The 15,079-nt window shown below is 71.9% G+C and carries 16 protein-coding genes; 10 read left to right on the top strand and 6 right to left on the bottom strand.

The features are described from left to right. The first annotated feature begins 158 nt into the window (after positions 1–158). On the top strand, positions 159–731 hold the full coding sequence (locus OG494_RS33010) for a sigma-70 family RNA polymerase sigma factor (protein ID WP_026468912.1): 573 nt from the start codon (positions 159–161) through the stop codon (positions 729–731). Beyond that, positions 732–1,673, top strand: a complete 942-nt coding sequence (locus OG494_RS33005; protein ID WP_328445411.1) for an anti-sigma-D factor RsdA — start codon at positions 732–734, stop codon at positions 1,671–1,673. A 62-nt stretch (positions 1,674–1,735) separates the two neighbouring features. Here OG494_RS33005 and OG494_RS33000 read toward each other — a convergent pair whose 3' ends face one another. Then, positions 1,736–2,131, bottom strand: coding sequence for a DUF5319 domain-containing protein (locus OG494_RS33000; RefSeq protein WP_247060636.1), 396 nt, complete (start codon positions 2,129–2,131; stop codon positions 1,736–1,738). A 129-nt stretch (positions 2,132–2,260) separates the two neighbouring features. Between OG494_RS33000 and guaB the strand changes: the two genes are divergently transcribed. The 4 genes from guaB (at position 2,261) to OG494_RS32980 (ending at position 6,197) form a co-directional block, all read left to right on the top strand. Beyond that, positions 2,261–3,772 (top strand): IMP dehydrogenase, encoded by a 1,512-nt coding sequence (gene guaB, locus OG494_RS32995; RefSeq protein ID WP_328445409.1) that lies wholly within the window; start codon positions 2,261–2,263, stop codon positions 3,770–3,772. 189 nt (positions 3,773–3,961) lie between these two features. Then, a complete protein-coding gene (locus OG494_RS32990) occupies positions 3,962–4,492 on the top strand; it encodes a hypothetical protein (protein ID WP_328445407.1) in 531 nt (176 codons plus the stop codon). Between the two features lie 57 nt (positions 4,493–4,549). After that, the gene (locus OG494_RS32985) at positions 4,550–4,987 is read left to right on the top strand and encodes a hypothetical protein (protein WP_328445405.1); all 438 of its coding nucleotides are present in this window, start codon (positions 4,550–4,552) and stop codon (positions 4,985–4,987) included. 76 nt (positions 4,988–5,063) lie between these two features. Next, on the top strand, positions 5,064–6,197 hold the full coding sequence (locus OG494_RS32980) for a GuaB3 family IMP dehydrogenase-related protein (RefSeq protein WP_328445403.1): 1,134 nt from the start codon (positions 5,064–5,066) through the stop codon (positions 6,195–6,197). Here OG494_RS32980 and OG494_RS32975 read toward each other — a convergent pair. Continuing rightward, a complete protein-coding gene (locus tag OG494_RS32975) occupies positions 6,181–6,381 on the bottom strand; it encodes a DUF397 domain-containing protein (RefSeq protein WP_328445401.1) in 201 nt (66 codons plus the stop codon). The genes OG494_RS32980 and OG494_RS32975 overlap by 17 nt on opposite strands. A 163-nt stretch (positions 6,382–6,544) precedes the next feature. Here OG494_RS32975 and OG494_RS32970 point away from each other — a divergent pair, with 163 nt between their 5' ends. The 3 genes from OG494_RS32970 (at position 6,545) to OG494_RS32960 (ending at position 10,639) form a co-directional block, all read left to right on the top strand. After that, positions 6,545–8,254: a GMC family oxidoreductase gene (locus tag OG494_RS32970; protein WP_328445399.1), complete on the top strand. Its 1,710-nt coding sequence runs from the start codon at positions 6,545–6,547 to the stop codon at positions 8,252–8,254. A gap of 10 nt (positions 8,255–8,264) precedes the next feature. Beyond that, on the top strand, positions 8,265–8,987 hold the full coding sequence (locus tag OG494_RS32965; RefSeq protein WP_328445397.1) for a maleylpyruvate isomerase N-terminal domain-containing protein: 723 nt from the start codon (positions 8,265–8,267) through the stop codon (positions 8,985–8,987). 116 nt (positions 8,988–9,103) lie between these two features. Next, positions 9,104–10,639 carry an FAD-binding oxidoreductase gene (locus OG494_RS32960; RefSeq protein WP_442874310.1) on the top strand — a complete coding sequence of 512 codons (1,536 nt, stop codon included), beginning with the start codon at positions 9,104–9,106 and terminating at the stop codon, positions 10,637–10,639. A 1-nt stretch (position 10,640) separates the two neighbouring features. Here OG494_RS32960 and OG494_RS32955 read toward each other — a convergent pair whose 3' ends face one another. Together OG494_RS32955 and OG494_RS32950 are read right to left on the bottom strand one after the other, a co-directional pair. Further along, the gene (locus OG494_RS32955; RefSeq protein WP_328445395.1) at positions 10,641–12,086 is read right to left on the bottom strand and encodes an aldehyde dehydrogenase family protein; all 1,446 of its coding nucleotides are present in this window, start codon (positions 12,084–12,086) and stop codon (positions 10,641–10,643) included. Between the two features lie 55 nt (positions 12,087–12,141). Then, complete coding sequence (locus OG494_RS32950; protein WP_328445393.1) at positions 12,142–13,176, bottom strand: zinc-dependent alcohol dehydrogenase family protein; 1,035 nt, start codon at positions 13,174–13,176, stop codon at positions 12,142–12,144. Between the two features lie 65 nt (positions 13,177–13,241). Here OG494_RS32950 and OG494_RS32945 point away from each other — a divergent pair, with 65 nt between their 5' ends. Continuing rightward, positions 13,242–13,898: a rhomboid family intramembrane serine protease gene (locus tag OG494_RS32945; protein ID WP_328445391.1), complete on the top strand. Its 657-nt coding sequence runs from the start codon at positions 13,242–13,244 to the stop codon at positions 13,896–13,898. Here the strand turns inward: OG494_RS32945 and OG494_RS32940 are convergent. Together OG494_RS32940 and OG494_RS32935 are read right to left on the bottom strand one after the other, a co-directional pair. Continuing rightward, on the bottom strand, positions 13,885–14,322 hold the full coding sequence (locus OG494_RS32940) for a hypothetical protein (RefSeq protein ID WP_328445389.1): 438 nt from the start codon (positions 14,320–14,322) through the stop codon (positions 13,885–13,887). The genes OG494_RS32945 and OG494_RS32940 overlap by 14 nt on opposite strands. A 98-nt stretch (positions 14,323–14,420) precedes the next feature. Further along, positions 14,421–14,966 (bottom strand): DinB family protein, encoded by a 546-nt coding sequence (locus OG494_RS32935; protein ID WP_328445387.1) that lies wholly within the window; start codon positions 14,964–14,966, stop codon positions 14,421–14,423. Positions 14,967–15,079: the final 113 nt, after the last annotated feature.

Raw genomic sequence — 15,079 nt, 5'->3', positions numbered from 1 at the left:
TATTTTCGCGGCGCCGGCGGGCGCGGCGCGCCGGGAAGCACCGCGCGCGCCGGGCCGGGGTGGCCGCAGGTACGGTAACGGTCACCGGTCCGCGGCGCGGGCAGCCACGAGCCGGACTCTTTGCACGCCTACACGTAACACTGGGACTGTTGTCTGCGATGGCCAATGTGGGGGATGGACTGGATGAACCGGTCGCCGCTGCTGTCGAGGGAGATCCCCAGGCGGTGGAGCGGCTGCTGGCTGCTATCCGTCCACTGGTAGTGCGGTATTGCCGCGCTCGGGTTGGCAGGCAGGAGCGATCGTTCGCTTCGGCGGACGACGTTGCGCAGGAGGTGTGTCTCGCGGTGCTAACGGCATTGCCTTCGTACCGTGACCAAGGGCGCCCGTTCCTGGCCTTCGTCTACGGAATCGCCCAGCACAAGGTGGCCGACGCGCACCGCGCGGCGGCCCGTAACCGCGCCGAACCGGTTGCCGAGATCCCCGACGAGGTCGAGGGTGGCGTCGGTCCCGAGCAGCGGGCGCTGCAGGGTGAACTGAACGAGCGGATGTCCCAGTTGTTGCAGGTGCTGCCGGACAAGCAGCGGGAGATCGTGGTGCTGCGCGTGGTCGTCGGCTTGTCGGCGGAGGAGACCGCGGACGCCGTGGGGTCCACCCCCGGTGCCGTCCGCGTCGCCCAGCACCGCGCCCTCGCGCGGCTGAGAAAGGTCCTGGCCGCGGAGGAGGTGATCTGAGTGACCGGTCACGAGAACGGTTTCGAGCCGGATGACGTCTGGGGCGATGGCCTGTCGGGCTCGGAGGCGGAGTTCGCCGCCGATCTGACGGCCGTGCAAGCGGACGACGCGCTGCTCGACGCGCTGGGCGGGTCCGACCCGGCGCTGGCCGACGGCCTCGGCGACCAGGAGCTCAACGCGTTGCTGGTCGCGTGGCGAAGAGACATCGACAGTGAGCCCCTGGCCGAACTCGTCGACGTCGACACCGCCGTGCGCACCGTCACGACCGCCGCCCTCGCGCAGCGGCACGCCTCGAGCGGACGCCGCCGCAGGCTGCTCGTCCCGGTCGCCGCCGCCGCGGCGGTGCTGGCGATCGCCTTCACCGGAACCGGGCTGGCCGCGCGCTCCGCGGAACCCGGTGACACGCTTTGGGGCCTCGCGAAGGTCCTGTACTCCGATCACACCCACTCGGTCGAGGCCGCCGCGAACGCGAAGCTCGACCTCGAGAAGGCGAACCTCGCTCTCGCCGGCGGCGACCTCGCCACCGCCCGGCAGGCCCTCCAGGACGCACAGACCGCGCTTTCGCAGGTCAGCGACGAGGACAACAAAGGCCAGCTGATGGAGCAGCACCGGCAGCTCGCCGCCCAGCTCCAGAACCCGGACGCGCCGGTCCAGGGTCCGACCCAGACCACTTCGACGCCGGTGCCGCCGGGCGCCTCGTCGACGCAGGTGCCGCCGGCCGGCTCGGCGACGTCGATCCCGGGCAGCGGCAGCGGCACGACCAGCCTTCCGGGCACCGAGACGCCGACTCCGACACCGCCGCCGCCGACGACCGAGACCCCGACGCCTCCGCCGCCGACCACGCCGACCACCACGGCCGCGAGCGGCAACGACCCGGGCACGTCACCCCGCAGCGAGACCTCGGGCGGCGCCGCGCAGCAGGGCGTCACGGACAACCCGTAAAAGCTCCGGAAAAAGCCCTGGTGGGCTACCTCACCAGGGCTTTTTTGTTCGGTACGGGGCGCTCAGTAGGCGCTTTCGTTCGCCGTGACGCCGTCCGCGAAGCCGCGGCAGTAGTCCCAGCTGACGTAGTCGCCGGGGTTCGGGTCGTAGGCCGGCTCGTGCGGGCGCATCCGCCCGTCGGCCAGCAGCTGCTCCAGGCTGGCCCGCAGCAGGTGCCAGTCGTGGTAGTGCGGTTCGTCGCACTCGCCGCAGTCCACGACGATCCCGCGGACCCCGCGAGGCTCGAGAAGCGCCTGGTAGACGGCCAGATCCGAGAGATCGGCCAGCAGCTCGGTGCGTTCCTGGTCGCTGATCGGCTCGTCCAGCCGCTCCTCGTTGTCGAGGAACGCGCGGGCCGGGTCGTCCGGGTCGTCCGCGAACGGGTCCGGAGGCAGAACGTCATGCGCCACGGCCTGCACGCTACCGGTCCGGCCTCGTGGCTCGCCCACCACCCGGGGCGGGGGCCGGGCCCGGATACCATGAGGGGAAGGCTCCGAGTCGCCACAGCGACGCCGCTCACCCCGCGCCAGGAAGGCCCTTCACCCGCTATGACCAGCGACGGCATCACCGCCCCCGTTCCGGCCAAGTTCGCCATGCTCGGCCTGACCTTCGATGACGTGCTGCTGCTGCCGGCGGAATCGGACGTCGTGCCCAGCATGGTCGACACCGGCACCCGGCTGACCCGGAACATCACCCTCGGCGTGCCGCTGGTCTCCGCCGCGATGGACACCGTCACCGAGGCGCGGATGGCGATCGCCATGGCCCGCCAGGGCGGCATCGGCGTGCTCCAGCGCAACCTCCCGATCGACGAGCAGGCCGCCGCCGTCGAGGTGGTCAAGCGGTCCGAGGCCGGCATGGTCACCGACCCGGTCACCTGCTCGCCCGACGCCACGCTGGCCGAGGTCGACGCCCTGTGCGCGAAGTTCCGCATCTCCGGCGTGCCGGTGGCCGACGCGTCCGGGACCCTCGTGGGCATCATCACCAACCGCGACATGCGGTTCGAGGTCGACCACAGCCGCCCGGTGTCCGAGGTGATGACCAAGGCCCCGCTGATCACCGCGCAGGTCGGGGTGTCCGCGGACGCCGCGCTCGGCCTGCTGCGCCGGCACAAGATCGAGAAGCTGCCGATCGTCGACGGCGCGGGCAAGCTGCGCGGCCTGATCACGGTCAAGGACTTCGTGAAGACCGAGCAGTACCCGAAGGCGACGAAGGACCCGGACGGCCGGCTCATCGTCGGCGCCGCGGTCGGCGTCGGCCCGGACGGCCACAAGCGCGCGATGGCCCTGGCCGACGCGGGGGTCGACGTCCTGATGGTCGACACCGCGCACGGGCACTCCCGCGCGGTCGTCGACACCGTCTCGCTGCTGAAGAAGGAGCTGGGCGACGCGGTCGACATCGTCGGCGGCAACGTCGCGACCCGCGCGGGCGCGCAGGCCCTGGTCGACGCGGGCGCGGACGGCGTCAAGGTCGGCGTCGGCCCGGGCTCGATCTGCACCACCCGGATCGTGGCGGGGGTCGGCGTCCCGCAGATCTCGGCGATCTACGAGGCCGACCAGGCCGCCCGCCCGGCGGGCATCCCGGTGATCGGCGACGGCGGCATCCAGTACTCCGGCGACATCGCGAAGGCCATCGCGGCCGGCGCGTCCACCGTGATGCTGGGCAGCCTGCTGGCCGGCACGGCCGAAGCCCCCGGCGACCTGATCCTGGTCAACGGCAAGCAGTTCAAGGTCTACCGCGGCATGGGCTCGCTGGGTGCCATGCAGTCGCGCGGCGAGGGCAAGTCCTACTCCAAGGACCGCTACGCCCAGGACGACGTGCTCAACGAGGACAAGCTGGTCCCCGAGGGCATCGAGGGCCGGATCCCGTTCCGCGGCCCGCTCGCCAACGTGGTGCACCAGCTGGTCGGCGGCCTGCGCGCGGGCATGGGCTACGCGGGCGCCGAGACGATCCCGCAGCTGCAGGAGGCGCAGCTGGTCCGGATCACGGCGGCCGGGCTCAAGGAGAGCCACCCGCACGACGTCACGATGACCGTCGAAGCACCGAACTACACGACCCGCTGAGCCGGCCGCGAGCGGTGCCCACGGCACCGCTCGCGACCTGCTCTGATTACAAGATCGCGAGCCATTCGGCGGCGAATGCCCCCGTTCGGCCCCGGCCGTAGACCTCTTCGGCTGAACCTTCGTTACCCAGAGTGCTTACGGTAACTGGCCTATCGCCTTCCGTGGCCACCGTAGTGTCCACTGGACGCCATGACGGCCGGCCGCTTCACGCGCTTGCTCCGCAGGGTCTTCTTCACGGCAGTCGCGCTCGTCTCGCTGTTCCTCGGCGGCGTCGTCTGCCTCATGTGCCAGGTGCTCGCGGGCCGGGACGCGCCCACCTACCGCGTCGACGGGCACGTCGTGTCCCACGAGCGGGGCGAGCTCCCGGTCGGCGGGGACGACAACGCCGTGCGGCACACCATCGGCATCGACGCGGCCGACGGGCGGCACTACAGCATCACGACGGTCGGGTCCGGCCTCGACCTGCCGCCGGGCCAGCCGGTCGCGCTCGACGTCTCGACCGCGGACAGCACCATCGCCTACCTGCGCGCCGGCGGCGGTGTGCTCGACCTGCGGGCGGGCGTGATCCGGCCGGTGCTCCTGATCGTCGCGTCGCTGCTCGCCCTGGGCGCGGTCTACTTCGGCGCGGTCCGCCTCAACGTCTATCCACCGATGGCCACCTGGCTGGCGCTCGCGCTGGGCGCGATCCTGTCCCCGGTCGCCGTGTTCGTCCGCGTGTAGCCGTGGACCTCAGGCCGGCGTTGTGGGCGGTCGTCGCCGGGGCGGCGTTCACTCGCCGTGTTCTGGTTCCTCCAGGCGCTCGGCCCGTCCGGCTGGGAGGAAGCCGTGGTCGAGGCGGCGGACCCCGTGCAGTGGCCGGTGAACACCGAGCCGGGTGCGGGGGAGGACCAGCAGCACCACCTCGTCCTCCGCACGGCGTCGGGCGAGAGCTTCGAGGTCTGGGGCAAGGACCGGCACCTCGGCCAGTCGTCGGGGACGTGGCTCCGGGCGGAGATCTCCGATGTCGGGCGGGGGGTCCAGGCCATCGAGGTCGGCGGCAGGCGGACCACCGTCGACTCCGGCGGTCTCGGGATCTTCGTCGCGGCGCTGACCGGGCTCGGGTTCCTGGCCGGCGCGCTCGGCGCGTGCGCCGACGCCAAGCGCCCGATCCCGGCGATCGCGGGCGCGGTGGCCGGGCTCGGGGCCGGCGCACTGCCCGTGTTGCTGCTGTTCTAACCCCCGTGCGCGGGTCACCCACGCGGACTAGCGACAATGGGGCACGGCAGATTGTCGTCGTCGGAGGAGGCTTCACGTGCGGGACCTGGTCGAGATCGGGATGGGCCGCACCGCGCGGCGGGCGTATGACCTCGACGACGTCGAGATCGTGCCCTCACGGCGGACCCGGTCGTCGTCGGTGGTGTCCACCTCGTGGCAGATCGACGCCTACCGCTTCGACCTGCCGCTGGTCACCCACCCGACGGACGCGATCGTCTCGCCCGGCACCGCGGTCGCCGTCGGCGAGCTCGGCGGGCTGGGCGTGCTCAACGCCGAAGGGCTCTGGGCCCGGCACCCGAACGTCGAGGACGCGATCTTCCAGCTGGTCCGCGCGGCCGAGGACGTCGAGGACCCGACCGCCGTCGGCCGCGTGCTGCAGGAGCTGCACGCCGCGCCGATCCGGCTCGACCTGCTGACCGAGGCGATCAAGACGGTCCGCGAGTCCGGCGTCACGGTGGCCGCGCGCGTCAGCCCGCAGCACGCCGCCGAGCTGACCCCGGACCTGATCGCGGCCGGTGTCGAGATCCTCTTCGTGCAGGGCACGATCATCTCCGCCGAGCACGTGCAGCGCGACGCCGAGCCGCTGAACCTCAAGGACTTCATCGGCCGCCTCGACGTCCCGGTGATCGCCGGCGGCGTCAGCGACTACCGCACGGCGATGCACCTGATGCGCACCGGCGCGGCCGGGGTCATCGTCGGCCACGGCTACACGCCGGGCGTGACGAGCACCGACCGCGTGCTCGGCATCGGCGTCCCGATGGCCACGGCCGTCATCGACGCTGCGGCCGCCCGCCGCGACTACCTCGACGAGACCGGCGGCCGCTACGTGCACGTGCTGGCGGACGGCGGCATGACGACGTCGGGCGACATCGCGAAGGCCATCGCGTGCGGCGCGGACGCCGTCATGCTGGGCTCACCGCTGGCCGCCGCGTCGGACGCGCCCGGTCAGGGCCTGTACTGGACGGCGGCCGCGGCCCACCCGTCGCTGCCGCGCTCACGCGTGGCGGCCGGGCCGGACTACGCCGTCGACCTCAAGACCCTGCTGTTCGGGCCGTCGTCCGACGCGGAGGGCGTGGTGAACCTCTTCGGCGCCCTGCGTCGCGCGATGGCGAAGACGGGTTACTCGGATTTGAAGGAGTTCCAGCGGGTGGGGCTCACCGTCCGCCGGTGAGGTGCCGCACGAAGGCCGCGAAGGCTTCCGCGGGGTAGACGAGCACCGGACGGGCGGCGAGCGCCGCCTGTTTGGTGTCCCGCACCCCGACGACGCCCGGCGCGGAACCGATCTCCACGCAGGCGTTTTCTTCGAAGTGACTGTGGCTCGACTTGCGCCAACCGGTGAGCTGCTGGGGGCCCATGTCGGTCCCTCCCGGAAATCGTGTCCCGCCGACGGGTCTCGCCCGCGTGAACATCGAGCTACTCTTTGTATACCCACACTCACCCTCCGAGAATCCAGCAGACGGGTGACTGGTCAGTAACTTACCTCTGGTCAGGAAGCGGACCCGGGGTTACGCTCAAGGTGTGACTGCCAGTAACACCACCACCAGTGCCGGTGCGTTCGACTACGACGTCGTTGTGGTCGGATCGGGGTTCGGCGGCAGCGTCGCGGCGCTGCGGCTCACCGAAAAGGGCTACCGCGTAGCCGTCATCGAGGCGGGGCGCCGGTTCGCGGACGACGAGTTCGCGAAGACGTCCTGGGACCTCAAGCGCTACCTGTGGGCGCCGCAGGTCGGCTGCTACGGGATCCAGCGCATCCACATGCTCAACGACGTCATGGTGCTCGCGGGCGCCGGCGTCGGCGGTGGGTCGCTCGTCTACGCGAACACGCTGTACCGGCCGCTGAAGCCGTTCTACGCGGATCAGCAGTGGTCGCACATCACGGACTGGGAGTCCGAACTCGCGCCGCACTACGACCAGGCGAGCCGGATGCTCGGGGTCGTCACGAACCCGACCATCACGCCATCGGACGTCGTGATGCGCGACGTCGCGAAGGACATGGGCGTCGGCGATTCGTTCCACCCGACGCCCGTCGGCGTCTACTTCGGCAAGCCGGGGGAGAAGGCCGCGGACCCGTTCTTCGGGGGCGCCGGGCCCGCGCGCACCGGCTGCACCGAGTGCGGCGCCTGCATGACCGGCTGTCGCGTCGGCGCGAAGAACACGCTGGTCAAGAACTACCTGTACCTCGCCGAGCAGGACGGCGCGCAGGTCATCCCGCTGACGACGGTCACCTCGGTCCGGCCCGCCGCCGGCGGCTACGAGGTCGATCTGAAGAAGACCGGGACGACGTCCCGCCGGTTCCGCACGACGATCACGGCCGAGAAGGTCGTCTTCGCCGCGGGTACCTGGGGCACGCAGAACCTGCTGCACAAGATGAAGGACACCGGCACGCTGCCCGCGCTCTCGCGGCGCCTGGGCGAGCTGACCCGGACGAACTCCGAGGCGATCATCGGCGCCGCGCGCACCGACGTCGACGAGAGCCGCAACTTCAGCCGCGGCGTCGCGATCACGTCGTCGATCCACCCGGACGAGAACACCCACATCGAGCCGGTCCGCTACGGCAAGGGCAGCAACGCGATGAGCCTGCTGCAGACGATCGCCACCGACGGCGCGTCGCCGGTGCCGCGCTGGCGGCAGGCCGTGTCGTTCATGGTCAAGCACCCGCTCCAGACGGCGAAGCTGCTCAACGGCTACCGCTGGAGCGAGCGCACGGTGATCCTGCTGGTGATGCAGAGTCTCGACAACTCGATCACGACCTACACGAAGCGCGGGCTGTTCGGCCGCCGCAAGTACACGTCGAAGCAGGGCCACGGCGAGCCGAACCCGAGCTTCATCCCGGCGGGCCACGAAGCCAACGAGCGCACGGCGGACCGCATCGGCGGCCTCGCGGGCGGCACCTGGGGCGAGATCTTCGACATCCCGCTGACGGCCCACTTCATCGGCGGCGTCCCGATCGGCGCCACCACCGACGAGGGTGTGATCGACCCGTACCACCGCGTGTTCGGCTACCCGGGCCTCTCGGTCGTGGACGGCGCGGCGATCACGGCCAACCTCGGCGTGAACCCGTCCCTGACGATCACGGCCCAGGCGGAGCGCGCGTTCTCGTTCTGGCCGAACAAGGGCGAACCGGACGCCCGGCCGGCGCAGGACGTGCCCTACGTCCGGCTGGAGCCGATCGCGCCGAAGAACCCGGCCGTCCCCGCGGCGGCCCCGGCGGCGCTTCGGCGGTCCTAGACTCAGCGCCGTGACGACGGCATCGGGACAAGCATCCGAGAAGGCCCACGCGCTGCTCGGCGGCGTACGGAAGCTCGACGACGAATGGGCCCGCGTGGCCGGTGGGCTCGGTGAGCCTGAACTCCGCGCGCCCAGCGCTCTGCCCGGCTGGACGCGGGCGCACGTCTTCGCGCACATCGCGCGCAACGCCGATGGTCTGCGCAATCTGCTGACCTGGGCGGACACCGGTGCCGAGACGCCGATGTACGCCAGTGCCGAGGCGCGCGACGAAGACATCGAGGCCGGCGCCCAGCGGGGGGTCGCCGACATCCTCGCGGACTTCGTCGCGTCCGCCGGGCGGTTCGAGCAGTACGCCGCGGGGATGCCGGCCGACGCCTGGGCCCGGGAGGCCCGCAACCGCCAGGGCGCGCCCGTGACCGGCGTCGTGGTGGCGCGGATGCGGCTGTCCGAGCTGACCATCCACCTCGCCGACCTGGGCCTCGGCCACGATCTCGACCAGGTGCTGACGCTGCTCGGCCCGCTCGCCGAGGACGTCGTCCAGCACGCGATCACCTCCCGGAGTGCCCACCTGCCGGCGCTGCGCCTGGTCGCGGACGGCTTCGAGTGGTCGATGGGCGCCCCGGCGAAGACGACCGTCACCGGCACTCCCGGCGAGCTGCTGGCCTGGCTGAGCGGGCGGTCCGACGGGTCCGCCTTGGACGGTGCCGTGCCGCGGATTCCCGCCTGGTCCTGAACGCCTCGCGGCGCGGGCTCGTGTACCCGGTGAGGTGGGCGTCTCGGCGTGTTGACGATCGCCCGCGGACCTAGACTGGCCGGGCCGGGACATCCCCCGGGGCTGAGGAGTCCGATGTGGACAGCGAGCACGACCCGGGACAACCCGCCGGACAGTCGCACGTCTACCCCCGTGTGGACCTGGACAGAAGGGCGTTCCTCCGGATCGCGGGCGTCTCGGCGGTAGGCGCGGTCGCCGCCGCCTGCACGACCGGGGGCAGCCCGGTACCCGTCGGCTCGACCTCGCCCACCACCGCGGCCCCGTCCGCGCCGACCACCAGCAGGCCGCCGACCGGCCCGCCGAACTGGGACGACCTGCGCACCCGGCTGAGCGGTGGCCTGCTCCGGCCGGGCGACGACGCCTACGCCGCCGCCAAGCGCGCGTTCAACCCGCTCTTCGACGGCCGCAACCCCGTCGCCGTGGTCCAGGCGGCGACGGTCCAGGACGTGCAGGCGTGCGTCCAGGGCATCGCCGGCCGCGTGAGCATCGCCGCGCGCAGCGGCGGGCACAGCTACGCCGGGTACTCCGTGCCCGACGGCGGGATGGTCATCGACCTGTCCGCGATGAACAAGGTGACCGTCCAGGGCGGCAAAGCCGTGATCGGCGCCGGCGCGAAGCTGAAGGACGTCTACGCGGCGCTCGGCGCGGCCGGGCGCGCGCTGCCCGCCGGGTCGTGCCCGACCGTCGGGATCTCCGGGCTGACCCTCGGCGGCGGCATCGGCGTGCTCGCCCGCAAGTACGGCCTGACCTGCGACCACCTGAGCTCCGCCCAGGTCGTCACGGCCGACGGCAAGCTCGTGACGGCGTCCGCGACGTCCGAGCCGGACCTGTTCTGGGCGCTGCGCGGTGGCGGTGGCGGCAATTTCGGCGTCGTCACCGAGTTCACCTTCGACACCGACCCGGCGCCGAACCTGACCGTCTTCTCGCTGCACTTCCCGGCCGGTTCGGCGGCCGACGTGCTCAACGCGTGGCAGCAGTGGCTCCCCGCGATGCCGCCGGAGCTGTGGGCGAACCTGGTCGTTTCGGGTGGTTCGCCGGTCCAGTGCCGGGTCGGCGGCTGTTACGTCGGCGGCGCGTCCGGGCTGAACACGCTGCTGAACAACCTCACGACCAACGCCGGCGCGAAGCCGACGCAGCGCACCGTCCGCAGCCTCGACTACCTCGGCGCCATGAAGTACTTCGAGGGCAGCTCGGCCCGCCAGTCGTTCCTCGGGTCGTCGCGGATCATCACGGCCCCGGTCGACGCGGCGAAGATCGTCGCGCTCGCCGACGGCCGCGCCGGCACCGACCTGCTCATCGACGGCCTCGGCGGCAAGGTCGGCGAGCCGGCGAAGACCGCCACCGCGTTCTGGCACCGCGACGCGCTGGCCAGCGTGCAGGTCTACGCGCAGGCGACGGCGAAGAACCAGACCAAGGTGAGCCAGTCCGTGGCCGAGGTCGTCACCGGGCTCGCCGCGGCCGGCGCGGGCGGCGGTTACGTCAACTACATCGACCCGGCTCTGCCCGACTGGAAGACCGCCTACTACGGCGACAACGCCACGCGCCTGCAGGACGTCGCGAAGAAGTACGACCCCTTCAACGTCTTCCGGTTCGGGCAGAGCGTCCAGATCTGAGTCAGAGGTCGATGCCGGTGAAGACCGTGACGCGCTCCTCGGTGAGGTCGTGCATCGCGGCCAGCACGCCTTCGCGGCCGACGCCGGAGCCCTTGACCCCGCCGTAGGGCATCTGGTCGGCGCGGTACGACGGCACGTCGCCGATGATCACGCCGCCGACCTCCATCTCCGCCGACGCGTGGAAGGCCAGCTGGACGTCGGTGGTGAAGACGCCGGCCTGCAGCCCGTACGCGGATTCGTTGACCGACCGGAAGGCCTCGTCCACACCGTCCACAACGGACACCGCGAGCACCGGGCCGAAGATCTCCTCGGCCCACGCCTTCGTGTCGACCGGGACGTCGGTGAGCAGCGTGGGCGCGACCGTCGCACCCTCCCGCGTGCCGCCGGTGAGCAGCTTCGCGCCCGCCGCGACGGCTTCGTCGACCCACGCGACGATCCGCTCGGCGGCCGCCTCGTCGACGACCGGGCCGACGTCGACGTTGCGGTCATAGGGATCGCCGGTCTGCTGCGACTGCACGGCTTCCAGCAGCGCCGGCACGAACTCGCCGGCGATCGCGGCGTCCACGATCACGCGCTGCACGGCGATGCAGGACTGGCCGGCCTGGTAGTTGCCGAAGGTGGCGATGCGGTGCGCGGCGCCTTCGGGATCGGGCCAGTCGCGCAGCACGACGGCCGCCGCGTTGCCGCCGAGCTCGAGCACGACGTGCTTACGCGGCGCCGCGTCCTTCAGCGACCAGCCGACCGGACCGGAGCCGGTGAACGACACGACCGGCAGCCGCGGGTCGGCGACGAGCGCCTGCGTCTCCTCGTTTCCCAGCGGCAGCACCGAAAACGCGCCTTCGGGCAGGTCTGTCTCGGCCAGGATTTCACCCAGGATCAGCGCGGCCAGCGGCGTCCGCGGCGCCGGCTTGACGATGATCGGCGCGCCGATCGCGAGCGACGGCGCGACCTTGTGCGCCACCAGGTTGAGCGGGAAGTTGAACGGCGCGATGCCGAGCACCGGCCCGCGCGGGACGCGGCGGGTCAGGGCCAGCCGCGATTCGCCCGCGGGATCCGTGTCGAGGCGCTGGACCTCGCCGGTGAACCGGCGGGCCTCCTCGGCGGCGATCCGGAACACCGACACGGCGCGCTTGACCTCGGCCTCGGCCCACTTGAGCGGCTTGCCGTTCTCCGCCGTGATCACTTCGGCGATCTCGTCGGCGCGGACGGCGAGCATGCGGGAGACGTGCTCGAGCGCGCCGGCCCGGAGGTGCGCGGGCGTGCGGCGAAGCTCTTTGGCGACGGACACGGCGGCGGCGACCGCGCGTTCGACCTGGTCCGGCCCGGGCACCGCGACCGTGGCGACCTCGCTGCCGTCGTACGGGTGGTGCACCACGAGGGTGGTGGCGCCCTGCTCGGGGCGTCCGGCGATCCAGGCGGGGCGCGGCTCGGGGGTGATCATGTCCATGCGTACCAACGTAATCCGGGTGGGGAGTCCGGCGTGGGACCCCCACCCGGACGGGTCACGGCTTGATGAGCACCTTCAGCGCCTCGCGGTCGGCCATGGCGCGGTAGCCGTCCGGCACGCCTTCGACGTCGATGGTCCGGTCGAAGACCTTGCCGGGCTGGTACTTGCCGTCGAGGACGTCGGGCAGTAGCTCGGGGATGTAGTGCCGGGCCGGCGCGACGCCGCCGGTGACGGTGACGTTGCGCCGGAACACGCCCACACCGATCGGGCCCTCGTCGTACTGCGGCAGGCCGACGCGGCTGACGGCGCCACCCGCCCGCACGACCCCGATGCCCATCTCGAACGCGCCCTTCGTGCCGACGCACTCGAGCACGGCGTGCGTCCCGCGGCCGCCGGTCAGCTCGCGGACCTTCTCGATGCCTTCGTCGCCGCGCTCGGCGACGACGTCGGTCGCACCGAACTCGCGGCCGAGGTCGGTGCGGGCCCGGTGGCGTCCCATCAGGACGATCCGGTCGGCGCCGAGCCGCTTCGCCGCGAGGACGGCGGAGAGACCGACCGCGCCGTCACCGATGACGGTGACGTTCCGGCCCTCGGTCACGCGGGCCTTCACCGCGGCGTGGTGGCCGGTGGAGAAGACGTCCGACAGCGTGAGCATCGACGCGAGCAGCGCCTCGTCCTCGGTGTGCGGGAGCTTGACCAGGGTGCCGTCGGCCTGCGGCACGCGCACGGCCTCGCCCTGGCCGCCGTCGACGCCCTTCGAGCCCCAGCCGCCGCCGTGCAGGCAGGACGTCTGGAGGCCTTCGCGGCAGAACTCGCAGGTGTTGTCGGACCAGACGAACGGTGCGACGGCGAGGTCGCCCTTCGCGACGGTCGTGACGTCGGCGCCGGTCTCCTCGACGATCCCGAGGAACTCGTGCCCGATCCGGCGGCCGTGCTCACTCGGCTTCATGCCGGCGTACGGCCAGAGGTCGCTGCCGCAGATGCAGGACCGCACGACCCGCAGGATGACGTCCGTCGGCTCGACCAGCTTCGGGTCGGGGACGGTTTCCACCCGCACGTCGCCGGCGCCGTAGATGACTGTCGCTCGCATGCAAGTCCTTTCACCGTGACAAACGTCGGGGGTGTGACAGCGTCGTCGCGCCTAGATTTTCGGCCATGAGCACACACCCCGCACCCCGCACCACTTTCGGGGCCCTCGCCACCGGCCCGCGCCTGCCGGTGCTGACCGGCATCGTCTTCCTGGTGACGCTGGCGTGCGGGATCGCGCAGCTGGTGCACCCGCCGCTGTACGACCACGTCGTGCGGGACGCGGCCCGGATCGACGCCGGCGAGTGGTACCGCCTGCTCACGGGCATGTTCTTCCAGGACGGCTGGGCGTTCGGCCTGGTCTCGAACCTGGTCTGGCTGGCGGTGTTCGGCACGCTCGCCGAGCGCGTGTTCGGCCGGTGGCGCTGGCTGGTGCTGTACTTCGGCTGCGGGTTGTCCGGGCAGTTCCTGAGCTACGTCTGGCTCAACCCGGTCGGCGCGGGCAACTCGATGTGCGTCGCCGGCCTGCTCGGCGCGCTGGCCGTGCTGGTCATCGTGGCGTCGCGCCGCTACGGCGTGGTCCTGCCGGTGCAGTTCCGGGTGCTGGCGTTCGCGGCGCCGGTGCTGGCCGTGGTCGACACGGTCGTCCACGACAACCACGGCGTGCCCTGCCTGCTGGGCATGGTGCTCGGCTTCCTGCTGCTCCCATCACCCACTCTTGCCACACATCCGGAGGTCGTAACACCGGATCACTTTCACGGCGAAAGTGGCGTCAAGGGCGGGTGAGGTGGCCGCCGAGCCGGTGCCAGTGCTCGACGAGGTGCGCCTGCACCGGCACCGCGAGCAGCTCCGCGAGATCCTGCTCGGCCACGCGAGCCGCCGCCTCGGTCCGTTCCCAGGCCCGGACGTCGCCCTCGACGGCCACCCGCGCGCCCGTCCGGGCGTGGGCGGCCGCGATCAGGTCGCAGCGCAGCTCGTCGGCGCGGCCCAGGTCCACGGTGTGCCGTGCGTCGACGACGATTCCGAGCCCCGAACGCACGCCGTAGCGCACGGCGATCCGCAGCAGGTCGTTGCTGAACGCACGCGTTTCTGCGGGCACCCACGACAGCCGTTCCCAGTCGGGCGGCGGCTGGTCGTCGGCGCGGCAGATCGCGTACCCGGGCACGTCACACCAGGTCAGGTGACCGGGCGGGCGGAGTCGGTAGAGCATGCGCGGGTCCCCCTCGGTGGCGGCGGGCCCCGGTCGGAGCCGCCTTCCCTACCCGTTGAGTCGGACCGGCGGTGACTCGGCGTTACAAGGATCTCCGGTCACCGGGTGCGGTAGAGGTCGCGCAGCAGCAGGATTTCGGCGCAGTGGTGGATCATCTCGCGGTGGATGTGCAGCACCAGCGTCGCCATCGGGTACTTCGCGTACGGGCCTTCCGCCGGGCCGCACGCCCGTGCGAGACCGTCGTCGTCGAGTGACTTCACGCCTTCGACCCACCGGGCGTAGTAGTCGTCCAGCAGGGCCAGCGCGTCGGCGGCCGTGCCCGGGTACGGGTAGTCGTCGTAGGTCATCGGCGGGCCGCCGAAGTGCGACGCCGTCCGCATCCCCAGCACGCCGACCAGGACGTGGCTGAGCCGCCACGCGATCGTCGTGACCGGCGGCGGCGTCGGTTCCGGGAACGCGAAGTCGATGGTGAACGGGCCGGTGCCGGGCTCGTCGTCGGACTTGCGCGGGCGGACCGTCCAGCAGCCCGCGGCCGGCTCCCACAGGTATTCGTCGTCGGTCAGCCCGGCCAGTTTCGGGCGCACCAGCACGGTCCAGTGGAAGTCGAGCTGGTCGGTCAGTTCCTTGGTCCAGTTCACAGCCATGCGACGACCGTAGGGTCTCTCGCGGACAGCGGCTGTCCTCGTTCGAGGATGGGGGCGGGGCCCGGGTGACCCGGCCCACCTGGGACGATGGAGGGGAATCCCACCGTCGCCAG

Source organism: Amycolatopsis sp. NBC_00438 (assembly GCF_036026695.1).
Taxonomy (GTDB): Bacteria; Actinomycetota; Actinomycetes; order Mycobacteriales; family Pseudonocardiaceae; genus Amycolatopsis.
The sequence above is the reverse complement of the archived record's forward strand: the minus strand, read 5'-3'. Positions and strand labels throughout refer to the sequence as shown.